The following is a 15,332-nucleotide window of genomic DNA, read 5'->3' as shown; positions in this document are numbered from 1 at the left end:
CGCACCGTTCACCCGCACAGCCACCTCAGCGAACCGGCGCGAGCGAAGCGCCCCGCACAGCACGCCCGCCCTCCACCTCCACACCGTCCACGTCGATGCCGTCGGTCCCGGAGATGGCGCCGATGTCGGCGCCGGAGCCTGCCTGACCGGAGGTGCGGCCGACGCCCGAGTCGCCGGCAGCGCTGGAGCCGTTGCCGAAGCCGCTTCTGGGGGCGGGGGCGGTCTCGGGGGTGGCCGTCAAGATCGTGTGCTGCAGGCCACGCAGCCGGGGTGAGGGCTCAAGCCCCAACTCGCGCCCCAGCGTGGCACGCAGCTGCAGGAACACGTTCAACGCCTCACCACGCCGACCCGATCGGTGCAGCGCGATCATGAATTGGGCGTGCAGGTTCTCATGCGTGCGATAGCGGCTGGTCAGAACCGTCAACTCGGCCAGCACCTCACGGTGGCGGCCCAGTCGTAGATCCGCCTCGATCCGCTGGTCCAGGGCGCACAACCGGCTCTCCTCCAGCCGTCGTACCTCCATCGCCAGCTGCGCACCTGCCTGGACATCCGCAAAGGCTGTTCCCGACCACAGGCCCAGGGCCGACGTGAGCGTCCGAGACGCACCCGCGAAGTCGCCACCGTCCATCGCCCGATAGCCCAACCCAGCGAGCCGCTCGAACTCCCGCACATCGCTGAACCCGCCAGCCGACGACAACAGGTAGCCGCCCGGCAGCGTCACAAGAACGTCCTTGGCTCCACAACTCGCCGCCCCATCGGCTGCACGGGCCGTGCCGACCTCAACGTCTCCGAAGCCCGAGAGACCTTCACCCGCCGCGCCGCCGACATCTCCCCTACCGGGGGGAGTGCCCGTACCTGAAGCGGAGCCCACGTCGGCCGCGCCGGTGGCAAGGGCTGCCGCGATCAGCTCGCGCAGCTGCAGGACATACGTCTGCAGTGTCGTCCGCGCACTACGTGGCGGATGACCCGCCCACAGCTCCTCGATCAACGACGCGACCGGCACCACCCGGTCCGCGTGCAGCGCCAACAGCGCCAGCACCTGCCGCGGCTTCGGCGCCGACGGAGCCACCGACACCCCGTTCACCCGTACATCCAGCGAACCCAGCACACCGATGTCCACGCCGTCCCCCAATCCGCCCAGCCCGTCTGACACTCCACCATTCAAAAACAGCACGAACGGTATGTCAATACAGAACCGACCGTCCTGTTTCTTAGGGCTGCCATCAATTCTCGCTGACGGCCACACGAGTCACTAGCAATCGACTAAAACCCCCTCACGTCGGGCTAGTTACAGGCCAAACGGGCCTCCTTGCCCACCACGGCGAACCCCACCGTCGGGGCGGACACGCTCTCGCAACCGAGAGGAAACCAGCCAGACGCTTCAGACGCATCCGCGCTAAACAAACCGTACGGTCTAGTTAGCAAGCAGCGACTAGCCACACCTCAGCTCAGAGTGCACTGCGGCCACGACCCCCGGCTCCCAGGACGTCACAGCCACACGGACATCCCACACAGAGAGCCCTGACGCCGAACACGGTCACCATCGGTCTCCGGCGTGATCAAAGAGCGCCAGACATCCATAGGTTTCGAAGCTCTTTGCACCAGGTTCGGTTGGCGTCACTCGCACGAGCGATGCCGTCCGTACGGTTCGACGCACGAACGGGGCCGGAGGAGACCGGTCCCGCGCAGCCGGCAGAAGCCGCAGGAGGACCGTCATGACGAATGTGGAGATCTCCCTCAAAGAGACAATGACCATGGTGGAGGGGGCACTTGGCGCGGCAGTCGTCGACTACACGAGCGGCATGGCGCTCGGCACACTGGGCGGCGGCAAGGATCTCGACCTGGCCGTGGCCGCCGCGGGCAACACCGACGTGATCCGCGCCAAGGTCCGCACCATGGAGCACCTGGGACTCAAGGGCGAGATCGAGGACATCGTGATCACTCTTGGAACTCAGTACCACCTGATTCGACTGGTGCAGGGACGGCAGGGCAGTGGGTTGTTCCTCTACCTCGTCCTGGACCGAAACCGCTCCAACCTCGCGATGGCCCGTCACCAGCTGAAGCGGATCGAAATGGACCTAGAGGTGTAACTGCCCGTGCGGCTACGGCTTCGCATGCCCACGAATTGAAGATTTCTTCATCTCGGCACATCCACATCCGTGCATCACCGGGGCATGCGGAGCCCGCAGTCGCCAGGATCGTGACGGACGCAGGACCTCGAGAGCGGTAGGGAGCGAGCGTGCAGGTTCCCCTGTATCAAGCCAAGGCCGAGTTCTTCCGCATGCTGGGGCACCCGGTGCGCATCAGGGTTCTCGAGCTGCTTCAGGGTGGGCCCGTCGCGGTGCGGGACCTGCTCGCCGAGATTGAGATCGAACCAAGCAATCTGTCCCAGCAGTTGGCCGTGCTGCGCCGTTCAGGGATCGTGGTCTCGATCCGGGAGGGCTCAACGGTCAGCTATGCGCTGGCCGGTGGTGACGTCGCCGAACTGCTCCGCGCGGCGCGGCGGATCCTGACCGAACTGATCTCCGGACAGAACGAGTTGCTCGCTGAGCTACGACACTCGGAGTCGCCGGTGCCGGCACCTCCGCTCTCCTGACATCCGTAACCATGCAGCGCAAGTTTCGCCACCTCTGAGCGCTTCTCCAGCGCAGCCTCCCACGCTCCACTACGACCCACCGGGACCGGGCCGCACGATTGCGTGCCGGTGCATGCGACGTCGTTGACAGGCCAGGACTCAGTCTCTTCGCGGTTGAGACCGCTCGACGCAGTTCCTGCCCGCCCCACGACGACGTTCTGCTGGGAGACGGATCGACTCCACGATGCACCGAACCGTGCCATTCGAGTGAATGCGAGAGGTTCACGCTCATTCCGGCGTGTCTCGTGGAACGGATACGTGCTGGGTGCTACAGCAGCCCCCTTCTTCCCGTGTGCGCCGTCCCGGTCTGCCGGTGGGCGCGAAAGGAGCACGTTGTGACGCGTACTCGGCTGACGTTCCCCCTCGTTGTAGCCGCCGCGGTGTGCGGTATAGCCGCAGCCCCCGCGAGTGCCGGCGCTGGGAGCCCTCAGGACGACACGTTCGCCAGGGCGGCCCATCAGGGGAATCTGGCAGAGATAGCCGCCGGGCGGGACGCCCAGAAGCACGCGACGACTGCGTGCGTGAAGACCGTCGGTGCGACACTGGTGCGCGACCACGGCAAGCTCGACTCCGATCTGCGCATGCTCGCGCACAAGCTGGACATCACGCTGCCGGGCATGCCGACCGCGGAGCAGCGGCAGGAGCTCGCAGCAGTCCAGGCCAAGGCCGGCACGCAGGCGTACGACACAGCCTGGCTGAAGACCCAGGACGCCGCGCACACCGCAACTCTCGCAATGATCGACAGCGAGCTGAAATCCGGGCAGAACGCTGAGGTGCAGGCCGCTGCCCGAGCAGCAAGGCCAGTGGTGGCGATGCATCTCGAGATGGTCCGGGGAGGCACCTGTCACGCCGGAAAGGACGCGGGCATGGTCAAGGCCGGCAACGGCGGGCAGTTCGCCCAGGCCGCCGACGACTCGCGGAACAGCAAGACGGCCGTCGTACTTGGCGACGGACTCGTCGCGGGCGCGGGTGCCGTGTGGCTGATGCGCGGCCGCCGTGGTGCGTCACGCGAGCGTTGATCTCGCATCACGTGCGAGGCCCAGCGACGGTCGCCGCGGCAGTCGGCCTTGGCGCTGCGGCCGCGGCCGCCGGATGGACGTTGCTCACCGGCCCGCTCCTCTCACGGGATGCGGGTAGGGTGCCCCCAACGGCGGCTCCCCACATCGCGAATGCGGGCGCCCGAATCCCCTCCCCGCCGCGTGAAGTCCAGGGCCCTGGAGACTTCCGGGCCACTGTCGTCCCAGTAGCCGCCTCAGCCGACGGCGAAGTGATCCTCCCCAAGGATGCTCAGCGCGGCGGATGGTGGGCGTTGGGCTCCCCAGCGGGCGCCTCGCAAGGGACCATGCTGATCGCCGGGCACGTCGACACTCCGGCCGGCCTCGGGGCGTTCGCGGCCATCCATGACCTGCGCCTGGGAGCCAGGCTTACGGTGACCGCCGCCGACGGCCACACCTATCCGTACATCGTCGCTGCCCGCCGCACGTACCCACAGCGAAACCTGCCACGCGATCTGTTCACCCGGCAAGGCGCGCCCAGACTCGCGTTGCTCACCTGCGGCGGAACCTACGAACGCGAGGCGGGCGGCTACGACAGCAACCTCGTCGTGTACGCCACGCCGGCGCCGGATTGAAGGGACGCGCACGGTCTGTTACCCGCGTCGTACCAGATGTGCGAGCAGGAGTTCGGCGAAGCGTTCGGGTGCGCGCAGCGGCAGGTAGTGGTCGGCTTCCGGTATTCGTTCACCGACGGCATCGGGAATGCCGTCCACGAGCCGGTCGGCCAGTACGGCAATCCCGGGATGGTCGCAGTCGCCGGCGATGACGAGCGTCGGCACGGCGATCTGCTTCAGGTCGTTGACGGCGTTGCGACCCAGATCCGCGAAGTGCCGCTCGCTCACAAGGCGTTGCCGGGCGTTGTCCTCGATCATCGACTTGATCAGATCTCCGCCCGGCGCGGTTCCTCCGAGGGGCGCCCAGATGGACAGTTCCAGTTCGGCGAGCCCAGCCGCATCCTGGTCACGGCGGGCTGCGGCGTACGCAGCGAGCGATGGATCTTGTGGCCAGGTATGGCCGCTTGCCGAGGCCGCGACCAGGACCAGGGAGCTGACCCGCTCGGGATGCGCGAGAGTGAAGTCCAACGACGTCTCCCCGCCCATACTCAGGCCGGCCAACGCGGCTTGATCCAGGTCGAAGTAGTCCAGGACGGCGAGGAGGTCTTCCACGTCGTCGAACACATCCTCCGGTGGCGTGGACAGGCCCAGGCCACGGGCATCGAAGCGAACAACGTCGTGGTGTCGCGCCAACTCGGGAACGACGAGATCCCACAAGCGCGCGTCCATACCGGCGCCGTGCAGAAGCACCACCGGACTGCCCTCCCCGCAGCGTTCCGCCCACAACCGGCCGCCACCAGAGACGGGGACCCAATGGATGTCCGAGCCCTGCGCAAGCTCCTGCTCACGGGTGTTCTGCCTCATGCCGCGATCATCGCAGAGCGTTCGGACGAGGCTCTGCCCCGGGCGAGTTCGTCGAGTTTCAACCCCGACGTCCGCTCTCGCCGACGTCATACTTCTACTCCCAGTCGACCGAGTACCCCTCATGCCGCACACACCCGCCGTCAGCCGTAAGGACCGCTTCGCCGGAATACCAGTCGGGCCTGAGAGACAGTTCGATGCCGTCCTCATTCGTGACGCGGATCCCAGGCAAGCCGCCCCCCGGTTCGCCCTTCGCCGGAGCCGGAATGCTTTCCACGGACAGGCCTTCCGCAGACCAACTCTTGCGAAGGACGTCGACGGCCGCGGTGTACGCACCGCGATCCGCGAAGTCGGGGGCCCAAGTGACGGTCGGCTGGTCCCGGGTCACTCCGTTCGAGTCGAATCCGAAGTCATCCACACACGAAGGGTCGGCCATGTCCTTCTGGTCGATGACCGCGTCCGGCTCACTGCCCACCGTCCAGACGGCCTCTTCACCGGCTTCCTCGGTCTGGGCCATACGCTCGCGAAACGCCGTCTCGGACATGACCTGACCACCAGCCAGTGAATCGTAGTAGCCGGCAAGTCCCACAAGGAGAAGCACGATCGCCGCTCCGCCGATGGCCAAGGCCACCCCGCGGTACCAAGTCCGTGAAGCTGGATCCTCGGAGACCGGAGCAATGTTCGAGGGTGTCGTCATAGCCACATCCCAGCAGGCGGGCACCAGCGCTCAACACTGCTCGCATACTCAGCTATTGGTGAGTACACCGACGGTTCGCGTGCACGCAGTACGACCGCACGCAGCTCTGAACGCCACGACACGACGGCACCCTCACCAACCGGTGGGGTGCCATCGGCCCGGCCTCCCGGCTGAGCCGGATCTTTCGGCCGCTCAGCCGCCGGCGGTGACTCGTCGATTCACGGCAACCGCCCGTTCGATCAGGGCCGGGTCGGTCAGCGTGTCCGGATGGGCAAACATGTACCCGACCGCCTTGAGTGCCTCCGCTACCGTCTCGTCCGTGGCCGAAGCCAGGGCGAGTTGGCCCATCTTCCATCGCTGGCGCTGAACCTCGTCCGGCACCTCGATCCCCTGCAGGATTTCCGTGCGGGCGGCGTCAGCGCCCGCGGACACCGCCCATACCGCGTCCATCGCCGTCTTCTGCAGGGAGAAGTACGTTTCTGCGGGCGCCGCCAGGTCGGGCTCGCCGCCGAGGTACTCGGACAGGCAGGACGCGTGCAGTGCGGCCGAGGACATCCCCTGGGCGTATGTCGCGTTGAGGGATATGGCGGCGTCGCCGACACTGACCACGCGGGCGGGGAAGCGTGTCAGACCCGTGAAGTCACGGCGTCGGCTGTCCGCTTGCCGGAAGGTCAAGACCTCCCGGGTGACAGTCCCACTCGCCGCTTTGCCGAACGGCTCCGGGAGCTTGTCGCACAAGGAGCGGAACTCCTCGAGAGTCCTTGGCGGCTGACTGTCTCCGTACACGGTCAGCCCGATCATCCACTGGTCGTCCTCGATAGGCGTGATCAGCCCCACGGACAGACCACCCGGTCCTGGCAGCATGGGGAACCGCGCGCCCGTGAATCGCAGGTCCAGATCGGTACCGGACCTGTCGAACATGGCGGTGGCGTAGTGGACGCCGGTCTGCATGCGGTGGAGCGTCGGCCGGGTGTAACCGCCCTGCTCGAGCCAGTCCGAGAGCTTGCTCGCCCGGCCCATCGCATCTACTACGAAGTCCACGGCCATCTCGCGCTCCGCACCTTCAGTCACGTAGCGGACGGCGCTCACGGCGTCGTCCCGGTACGTGAGGCCCGTGGCCTGCGCCGACAGAGCGGACACGTTGGGCAGAGCCAGGACGCGACGGCGCAGCGCCGACTCGAGAAGGGGGCGGCTGCACTGAAGGAGGCTGGTGTCGCCGCTCTGCAGTTGTTCCACACCGTCGACGTACATGTCGACCTCTTGCGAGGTGAGGACGACTCCTCCCAGGCTGCGGATGTCCTGAGTGATGCCGGGGATCCAGCGCTCGAGTTGCGCCAGCCCTCCCGGTAGCAACCCGTGCACCTGACGGTCCTGGGGCGTCCCCGGCCGCGGGCTCACAGCCGGCTCCAGGTGATCTCGCTCGACGATCACCAGCTCACGGGAGTGGTCGGCAAGCACCCTGGCCGCCAGCAGGCCGGCAATGCTTCCGCCCAGCACGCAGACCGTGTCGAACAGGACGGGCGTGCGCCGCGGGGGATCACGCCGGACGAGTCTGGCGAAAGCCGCGGTGGGCGCCTCAGTCACGAAAACTCCTATGCCTGGTGTCGAGCGGATCACGGTTCGTGCCTCCGCTCTCGGTTGGTGTGGCCCGTCGATGAAAGCGTTGCGTCTGGACGGCAGTGCGAGTCAAACGAATTCATCGAATGTCAACTCGCGTTGTAATGTCGGCTTCCGGCATTCGAGTGCGTTGGCCAGTCAGGAGCCACCTCCCCGTCTGAGCGAGCACACGGTCGGCATCCATGCAGGCGGCCGAGATGAGTCACCGGACCGGAACCCATCCCAGCCCCCTACTGCTGCACCGCCGAAGCCGATGGCGTCCGAGCGGACGAGGTCAGTCCCCGGAAGGCAGGTCCGACGGGGGAATGAAGATGCCGAAGCGCTCCATCAACTCCGGGTTGAGGGTGGGAAGGTTGTCCATCATGTGCGGGGCGGGCTGTCCGCGCTCGGCACGCGGAGCGCCGTCGAAGAGCATCTCTTCGAAGCCACCGGGCAGGAACATGAAGATCATCTTTGCTGCGTGCAGGCCTCGGTTGAAGAACCCGTGCCGAGTGTTGCTGGGAACGTAGTAGAAGGAGCCCGGCCCCGCGGTGATGGTGTCGTCACCGTTCACGAACTCCAGTTCGCCGGAGATCAGATAGAACGCTTCCTGATGCTTGCCGTGTACGTGCGGAAAAGCGCCGGCACCGGCGGGAACGGTCGCCTCCACGAACGTAAGCGCACCATCGGTCTCCGGTCCACCCACCTTGAGGGTGTAGGTGTCCCCCACGATCCACCTGGTGTCGCCTTCGCCGGGCGGAACGAAGATGCCCTTCCTCTTCATGTACTCGGGCTTCTCCTGCCCTTCGGACTCAGCATGATTGGGCGTGACGATGCTCAAGACGTCTCCTAAGTCGGGAAGGCCGCCCACTGGGTCGGCATCCCCGACAGTAGAGATCAAGTAGTTGAGTAGTCAAGGAAAGAATGACAGTAGTAGCGGCTTCAGTTAGCCAGAGTGGTCAGGTGGGCTGCGGCGCACTCCACCTGCCCACACAGTGGGTTCGTCGCTCGACACGGCACGCCTGATCGCACCTTCGGCGCGTTCGGGCGGCTCCGTGTCACCTACCGCACCTGGCCGCGTGGACGGTCATCGCATACGCAACAGACAGGGCCCACCGGTTGATCGTGCGGCGACGGGCAGCCTCGCCATCACCCGGGTGGCACAACGCCGCACAGGCCGGTGTCACTCACTGCTTTTCGTGACACCTTTAGTTGCGCACGCAAGTAGACAGATACATAGTGAACGTTGCACACGCCTTTTCTGCACCGCCATTGATGGAGCGTCACGAAATGAGATCGAGTGGTTCCTCACCGTCGCCCTGCGGCGTCGGGAGGCAGAAGCGCACCAGCGGCCGCCGCCTGCACTTCGTGGGGACGATGCCCCAGTTCGGCACGGCGGCCGAGGCGTTCGCGTGGCAGGTCGGCGAACTGGGGCCGCGGATACGGCGTTTGAGCGGCGGAGAGACGGGCCCGCGGCTGTCCTGGTTCGTGCCGCTGGTCAAAGACCTCAAGAACAACCCGAAGATTCGCACGCTTCGTGAGGGCGAGTGGACCGCCTATGACGACGTGGACCGGTTGGCCGTCCGACGCGGGGCGCGTCTCACGCGAGAGGACATACCGTTGCGTCTGGCCGAGTGGGCGGAGGAAGAACTCGCGATCCTGGAGGACGCCGGCACCCCGGCCACGCGTGAACGGCCGTTGCAGATCGGGGTGCCCAGTTACCTCGACCTAGCCCTCTTCATCCTGGGTCCGGCGGGAGCCCTGCGTCATTCCGCCGCTTTTCTGGACGCGGTGTGCACCGAAGTGGACCGTGTCGTCTCCCTGGCAGGCGACAGGGTGGTGCTGCAAGTGGAGACACCCGCCGCCCTCATCGCCGTCGCCTCCGCGCCCGCGCCCCTGCGCGCCGCCGTCGCGCGGATCTTGGGCCGCCTGCTGTTGAGACAGATACGCCGTGCGGAAGACGGGAGCAGGTTGGGTCTGCACCTGTGCCTCGGCGACATGGGACACGAGGCACGAGTGCGGTTGAAGAGCGCCGACCCGCCGGTACGGCTCACCGTGGCGCTTGCCCGGCGGTGGCCGACGGGCCCCACGCTGGAGTTCGTTCACCTGCCCCTGTGCGGTGGAGAGCATCCCCCGTCCACCGACCCGGCCTTCTACGCTCCCCTGCGCCGCCTGAGAAGTCTGCCTCCCCCGGTCACCCTGATCGCCGGCATCGCCCACGAGAACCAGTCGCCGGAGCAGCAGCTGATGGTGCGCGGCATGGTCGAGTCGGCCGTCGACCGCCAGGTGGACATCGCCACCGCGTGCGGACTGGGACGCCGTACCGGGCACCGAGCGCAGCAGGCCGTCGACCGGATGCTCGCGCTGCTCAACTGATCGCACATGCCGAACGGCATCCTCCCTGAGTCACCGCTGCGACTACGCCGGGGCCGATTCCGTCCCGTCACCGGCGGCGAGACCGTCCAGGAGCAGCCCGATGAGCCGGGAGGCAAGGTCGCGCTGGCGCTCGTGCCCAGTGATGAGGGTGATTCCGCCGAGCGCCATGAGTACGTCGTTCGGCGCCGCGTCCTCGCGTACCTGTCCGGTGGCGATCCCGGCCTCGAGCAGGGTCGCCACCGCGGTGCCGAGGGCGTCACGGCTGTGTCGGCGCAGCCCTTCACGAGAGGCAAGGATCGCGGGAAGAGCGTCAGCCATGCCACGCTTGGTGAGCATGTAGTCCACGAAGGCCTCTGACCACTCGCGCAGAGCGGCGACCGGCGCACGGTCGGCGAGCAGCTCGCGGACCGAAGCGCACAGCCGGTCCGTCTGGTCGCGGTAGGTGGCCTCGATGAGGTCTTCCCGAGCGGGGAAGCGGCGATAGAGCGTGCCGATCCCGACCCCGGCCTCCGCGGCGATCGCCTTCAGCGAGGCGTCGGCCCCCTCCTGCGCGAAGGCGCGGGCGGCCGCTTCCAGCAGACGGTCGTGGTTGGCCTGGGCGTCCGCCCGAAGCGAGCGCGGCATGCTTCCCCCTTGCAAGCGGACCCGGCTCCGCTTATGGTGGACGAGTAAGCGGACCCGAATCCGCTTACCTGTCATCGTAGGCGACCTTCCCGTATTCGCCCAGCCACGCCAGCAGGAACCGATCTAAGGAACACGGCCATGCCACCAAGCGTCACCACACCTTTCGACGCGCACTCCACGGCCTCCGACGTCATCGCCGGTGTCGACCTTTCCGGTCGCCGAGCTGTCGTCACCGGCGCCACCGGAGGTCTGGGCCGGGAGACAGCCCGCGCCCTGGCAGCAGCGGGCGCCGAGGTCACCGTCACAGGACGGACCCCGCAGGCCGCCGCGACGGTCGCACAGGAGATCGCCACCGAGACCGGCAACCCCCGGACGCGTCCCGGCCACCTGGACCTCGCCGATCCGACGACCGTCACCACCTTCGCCGCGTCCTGGACCGGACCGCTGCACATCCTGGTCGACAACGCCGGGATCATGGCCACGCCCGAGCGACGCACCCCCGCGGGTCGGGAACTGCAGTTCGCCACCAACCACTTGGGGCATTTCGCCCTCACCGTCCTCCTCCACGACGCCTTGGCCGCAGCAGGGGACGCACGCGTGGTCGTCGTCAGCTCGGTCGGCCATGTCAACGGCCCCGTCCGCTTCGACGACCCCGACTTCATCGCGGAACCCTACGATCCGTGGCTGGCATACGCCCAGTCCAAGACGGCGAACATCCTCTTCGCCGTGGAGGCGGCCAGGCGCTGGGCGGCGGACGGCATCGCCGTCAACGCACTGAATCCTGGGCGCATTTGGGAAACCGGACTGAGCCGGCACATGGACGCACCTCCCGCTTCCTTCGACCCGTCCGGAGCGTCCGGGGTCTCTGAAAAGACCATCGCCCAGGGCGCCGCCACCTCCGTACTGCTGGCATCGTCCCCGTTGGTCGACGGGGTATCCGGCAAGTACTTCGAGGACTGCCAGGAAGCCGGCCCGTACACCCCGGGCGTGCGCCGAGGCGTCGCCGCCTACGCTCTCGACCCCGACAATGCGCGCAGGCTCTGGGACCTGTCGGTGCAGCTCACGACCGGAGGCTGGTGAGCCCCCGGCACAACAGTCGACGGCGGACGTCGAGCCGGTACGAAGACCCACCCGCTTAGTCCGCCCCCTCAGTCCGCCTCCTCAGTCCGTCCCCCTCAGTCCGCATCTCACCGGCAAGACTCCGGCCGAGCAGCGCGCAGCCGGACACGATGCGCGCTCTGCTCCCGGCCCTGCCTTACCTCCCTCGACGTGAACCACCGTCGGGCGGACAGGTCCCCGCAGGCCCCGTTCCTCTTCGCTACCCGAGCGCCAGCATCGCCTCGATGACCTCTCCGACCGCCGCGTCGGGGATCGTCGTCGCTGCCTCATCCAGGACGAGCAGCCGTGCCCCGGGGATCTCGTGCGCGATCGCCTCGCCGTTGTCTACAGGAAAGAACCGGTTCCGGCGGCCGTGAACGACGAGCGTCGGGACCTCGATCTCGGGCAGGCGCTCACGCCAACGGGGCCCGCAGTCGAGCCTGGCAAACACCAGGCCCATCTGGTTGGCCATCTGAATCGAGGATGCGGTGCCTGGCGTGCGGTCCCAGATGCGCGTGGCGACCGCGCGCGCGGCGACGGGATCGTCACCGAGGGTCTCCGCGCCGACGGCGGCATACTCCGCAACCGCCTCGCGGTCGGCCCAGTCGGGCATCGGACGCCCGAACAGCCGGCCCATCGTCGCCTGATCATGGCCGGAAAGGTCGTCGTCGGGCGGACCCGGGGCGACAGCTCGGGTGTTGACCAGAGTGAGGGCCGAGAACGCGCCCGGAGCGTCGAGCACGGCCACCTGGGCGACCATCCCGCTGACGCCGATCCCCGCGAGGTGCGCAGGGCCCCCGCCGAGCGCACCGGCGAGGGCCGCCGCGTCGGCGGCGAGGCCGCGCAGGCTGTAGGCGGGCGCCACCGGATCCTTCGTCGTCGACTCCCCGCTGTCGCGCAAGTCGTAGCGCACGACACCGAACGACTCGATGCCCAAGGCGATCTCATTGACGTGGACAGTAGTCATCGGATCACCGGAAGACGTCTTAGGCCTGATGCGGCGAGGTCGAGGTCGCTGTCCACAACGCGCTTCGCTGCGTGGTCGTGCGCAGCGACTCGCGGGTTCGCAGCGGTGGCCCGACGCCCGACACCTGGCGTGCGGGATACCGCAACAGCGCGGAGGAGCTGCGTGGAGCAGGGCGCCGTGCCGGCAAGGCCCAAGCCGGCGCCCGGGATGGCATCCGATCTTCCTCGGAAGCAGCCGAGAGCGGCCGGCCGGTCAGCGATGGTTCGAGTCATGCAAGGGAGACCCGATCCGCCGTACAAACTCATCGCCGAGACGTGCAGCGGGATGTGGTCCCCGCACGGGAGTCACCCGGGCGCGGTTCCCCTGCCGGCCGCACCCGGCCGGCTGCCACCCCGGTGCTCGCAGTGGATGGGCCGCTCGGGCGGTCCCGTTTCCGGGCTCCGGTGCGGTTGCCGTTCGCGGCGGCTCGTCTGGACATGATGTGACGACCCATGACCCCTGCACGACGAAGCAACTGCCACACGGCCCGGCCCGGGGGAAGAACACGTATGCCGAAGCTGCCGTCCGCATCCGAATCCATCGGCGCCGGGCGGCGCGCAGTACGCGTCACGGTGGCCGCGGCCGCGGGCTTCTACCCCGCGGCCCACCTGCTGGACCGACCCGTCCTGGCCGTGTACGCCCTGTTCACCCCCATCGCCTTCGGGCTTCTCTCCCCACTGCCCGGATCGGGGCGCCGACGAGCCGGAACCGTGCTGCGGGCGGTTCCGGCCGCCGTCGTGCTGGTCCTGCTGGGAACCGTCCTCGCGGTGGCGACCTGGTCTGCCGTCGTCGGCATGTTCGGGGTTGCCGTCGTGCTCACCTTCGGTGCGACCTGCGCGCCCCGCCTCGCAGGCGTCGCCCCAGGGTTGCAGCTCTTCTACATCCTCGCCTGCTTCCCGCCCTACGCCCCCGACACCTTGCCGGAGCGGCTTGCCGGACTGGCCGCCGGCACGATCCTGACGGTCCTGTGCGAACTGTTCCTCTTCGCGGAGCCGGCGCAGCCGCCGGACCGCGAGCGGATCGCCGACGCCCTCGACCTCGGCCGACACGCCGCGACCCGCCTCGTACGGGGAGAGGCGACGGATCCGCACATGGCGGCGCGACTGCGTGCGGCCGGCCGCGGCCTTCGGCTGTCGCGGCAACCGCCCGCGAACAGGCCGACCGGCGCGGGGCGGACGGACCGCGCACTGGCGCAGGCCGGCTCGGCGACCCGCCGTCTGCTGGACCAACTGGCCACGCTGACACGGCTCGCGCCCGTACCCGCGGACCTGGCCTCGGAGACGCTCCTGCGCGGAATCGCGAGTACCTGCGCCGACACGGCAGGCATCCTGCGCGGCCGACGTCCCACCGTCGGCCCCGGTCTGATCGAGGAGATGATCGCCGGGTTCCTGACCGAGCGCGGCACGACTTCGGGCAACCCCGGAGACTCCCTGCACGGGCTGTTGCGCCGCCAGTCGACGGTGCTGACAGTCGCGGTGTCGACCGTGACCGCGCGCACCGCTGCCGCCCTGGCGTCCGGCGTCCGCCAGTCGACGCCCGGACTGCCTCATGAGCAGTTCTGGTATGCCGGGGCGGCCCCGGTCTCCCTGTGGTGGGTCCGCGTCCGGGGCAACCTCACCCCGCGCTCCGTCGTCTTCCAGAACACCGTCCGTACGGCCACCGGCCTCGCGCTCGCCCGTCTGGTCGCAGGATCGCTGGACCTCTCGCACGGCTTCTGGGTGCTGCTGACCGTCCTGACCCTGGGACGCACCACCGCCGGCGCCACGTGGTCCGCCGTCCGCTCGGCCGCCGCCGGCACACTGATCGGCGTGACGACCGCAGGCGTGCTCCTCCTCGCCGCGGGGGACGCCACCGCCGTGTACGAGTACCTCCTGGTGCCGATGATGCTGGTGGCCTTCTCCGTGGGGCCCGTCGGCGGACCAGCGTGGGCCCAGGGGCTGTTCACCCTCGTCGTCTCCACGGCCTTCGCCCAGATCGCTCCCGTGACCTGGCGGCTGGCGGAGGTCCGGCTCATCGACGTACTGACCGGCAGCGCGGTCGGACTCGCCTGCGGCCTGCTCGCCTGGCCCTCCGGTGCACGCGCCGAGATGCGGCGGAGCGTCGCGGAGCTGTTCCGGGCCGCCGCGCCCGTCGTCAGTGCCACCACCGAGGCGGCCACCGGACCCGTCGGCCCCGCGACCCCCCGCACGGCTGCCGCCGTCTCGCTCCGGCCGACCGTGCACCGGCTGCGTATCGCTGAAGCCGCCTACGCGCAGTACCGCACGGAGCCTTCGTCCCACACCGGCGAAGACGGTCCCGACTGGCTCGCCGCCCTCAACTACGGCGCCCGCGTCCTGGTCGGTTCCTACTGGCTGCCACCGTCGCACGGTGCGGCGGGCTTGCCTTCCCCACTCCTGCACTGGGCGCACGAGGCCGCCACGAGACTCGCGTCGGCGACTCATGAGGCGGCAGACCTGCCGACGGGAGGGGTCCACGTCCGACTCGCGCCCCTGCCCGCAGACATATTGCCGCTGGCCTCACCAGCCGCGCTGTCACTGCTGATCGACGTCGAGGTCTGGTTGTACGCCCTCGCCACGGACCTCACCGCCGCCTCCGGCGCCGACGGCAGCGCCGCATCTCCCCCGTTGCCTCCGGGCGAGCCGCTGACCTCCGGTGCGGCGGCCGACGCTCGGTGAACCACGGTCCGGGTTCCGCGTACTTCGACGGTTGCGCTGGTACGGCATTGGGATGGCCCCGACGCGGTGGGCGCACCAGGCACGGCGAGGTCGTCTCACGCACGGTCCGCAAGTGGCGGACGTCGGCGAACGGTTGGCCTGCCAAGAGCTCAACT

The 15,332-nt window shown here is 68.5% G+C and carries 14 protein-coding genes; 7 read left to right on the top strand and 7 right to left on the bottom strand.

The window, feature by feature from the left end:
• Positions 1 to 25: 25 nt before the first annotated feature.
• The gene (locus ACFYQQ_RS31955; RefSeq protein WP_356240856.1) at positions 26 to 1,120 is read right to left on the bottom strand and encodes an AfsR/SARP family transcriptional regulator; all 1,095 of its coding nucleotides are present in this window, start codon (positions 1,118 to 1,120) and stop codon (positions 26 to 28) included.
• Between the two features lie 595 nt (positions 1,121 to 1,715).
• Between ACFYQQ_RS31955 and ACFYQQ_RS31950 the strand changes: the two genes are divergently transcribed.
• The 4 genes from ACFYQQ_RS31950 (at position 1,716) to ACFYQQ_RS31935 (ending at position 4,265) form a co-directional block, all read left to right on the top strand.
• Positions 1,716 to 2,090, top strand: a complete 375-nt coding sequence (locus ACFYQQ_RS31950; RefSeq protein ID WP_355794051.1) for a hypothetical protein — start codon at positions 1,716 to 1,718, stop codon at positions 2,088 to 2,090.
• Positions 2,091 to 2,239: 149 nt separating this feature from the next.
• A complete protein-coding gene (locus tag ACFYQQ_RS31945; RefSeq protein ID WP_355794050.1) occupies positions 2,240 to 2,596 on the top strand; it encodes a metalloregulator ArsR/SmtB family transcription factor in 357 nt (118 codons plus the stop codon).
• 284 nt (positions 2,597 to 2,880) lie between these two features.
• On the top strand, positions 2,881 to 3,654 hold the full coding sequence (locus tag ACFYQQ_RS31940) for a DUF4142 domain-containing protein (protein WP_388906116.1): 774 nt from the start codon (positions 2,881 to 2,883) through the stop codon (positions 3,652 to 3,654).
• Positions 3,612 to 4,265, top strand: coding sequence for a class F sortase (locus tag ACFYQQ_RS31935; RefSeq protein WP_388906113.1), 654 nt, complete (start codon positions 3,612 to 3,614; stop codon positions 4,263 to 4,265). Before ACFYQQ_RS31940 ends, ACFYQQ_RS31935 begins: the two co-directional genes overlap by 43 nt.
• Before the next feature lie 18 nt (positions 4,266 to 4,283).
• Here the strand turns inward: ACFYQQ_RS31935 and ACFYQQ_RS31930 are convergent, their stop codons facing one another.
• From ACFYQQ_RS31930 to ACFYQQ_RS31915, 4 genes are all read right to left on the bottom strand, one after another.
• A complete protein-coding gene (locus ACFYQQ_RS31930; RefSeq protein WP_355785271.1) occupies positions 4,284 to 5,108 on the bottom strand; it encodes an alpha/beta hydrolase in 825 nt (274 codons plus the stop codon).
• Positions 5,109 to 5,202: 94 nt separating this feature from the next.
• On the bottom strand, positions 5,203 to 5,736 hold the full coding sequence (locus tag ACFYQQ_RS31925; RefSeq protein ID WP_355785269.1) for a hypothetical protein: 534 nt from the start codon (positions 5,734 to 5,736) through the stop codon (positions 5,203 to 5,205).
• Between the two features lie 258 nt (positions 5,737 to 5,994).
• Positions 5,995 to 7,386, bottom strand: coding sequence for an FAD-dependent monooxygenase (locus ACFYQQ_RS31920; protein ID WP_356240466.1), 1,392 nt, complete (start codon positions 7,384 to 7,386; stop codon positions 5,995 to 5,997).
• 307 nt (positions 7,387 to 7,693) lie between these two features.
• A complete protein-coding gene (locus ACFYQQ_RS31915) occupies positions 7,694 to 8,239 on the bottom strand; it encodes a cupin domain-containing protein (RefSeq protein WP_355785264.1) in 546 nt (181 codons plus the stop codon).
• Positions 8,240 to 8,688: 449 nt separating this feature from the next.
• On the opposite strand from ACFYQQ_RS31915, the gene ACFYQQ_RS31910 reads away from it, so the two are divergent.
• A complete protein-coding gene (locus ACFYQQ_RS31910) occupies positions 8,689 to 9,774 on the top strand; it encodes a hypothetical protein (protein ID WP_355785262.1) in 1,086 nt (361 codons plus the stop codon).
• Between the two features lie 42 nt (positions 9,775 to 9,816).
• Here ACFYQQ_RS31910 and ACFYQQ_RS31905 read toward each other — a convergent pair whose 3' ends face one another.
• Positions 9,817 to 10,398: a helix-turn-helix domain-containing protein gene (locus tag ACFYQQ_RS31905; RefSeq protein WP_355785259.1), complete on the bottom strand. Its 582-nt coding sequence runs from the start codon at positions 10,396 to 10,398 to the stop codon at positions 9,817 to 9,819.
• A gap of 138 nt (positions 10,399 to 10,536) precedes the next feature.
• Between ACFYQQ_RS31905 and ACFYQQ_RS31900 the strand changes: the two genes are divergently transcribed.
• Positions 10,537 to 11,478 (top strand): SDR family NAD(P)-dependent oxidoreductase, encoded by a 942-nt coding sequence (locus tag ACFYQQ_RS31900; RefSeq protein ID WP_356240469.1) that lies wholly within the window; start codon positions 10,537 to 10,539, stop codon positions 11,476 to 11,478.
• A gap of 238 nt (positions 11,479 to 11,716) precedes the next feature.
• Here the strand turns inward: ACFYQQ_RS31900 and ACFYQQ_RS31895 are convergent, their stop codons facing one another.
• Positions 11,717 to 12,463, bottom strand: a complete 747-nt coding sequence (locus ACFYQQ_RS31895) for an alpha/beta hydrolase (protein WP_355794599.1) — start codon at positions 12,461 to 12,463, stop codon at positions 11,717 to 11,719.
• A 548-nt stretch (positions 12,464 to 13,011) separates the two neighbouring features.
• Between ACFYQQ_RS31895 and ACFYQQ_RS31890 the strand changes: the two genes are divergently transcribed.
• Entirely contained in the window at positions 13,012 to 15,177 is a 2,166-nt protein-coding gene (locus ACFYQQ_RS31890) for an FUSC family protein (protein ID WP_356240472.1), read from the top strand.
• Positions 15,178 to 15,332: the final 155 nt, after the last annotated feature.

Origin of the sequence: Streptomyces sp. NPDC005496 (assembly GCF_042872045.1) — a bacterium.
Classification (GTDB): domain Bacteria; phylum Actinomycetota; class Actinomycetes; order Streptomycetales; family Streptomycetaceae; genus Streptomyces.
Note: the sequence above shows the minus strand (reverse complement) of the source record. Positions and strands in the feature narration are given on the sequence as shown.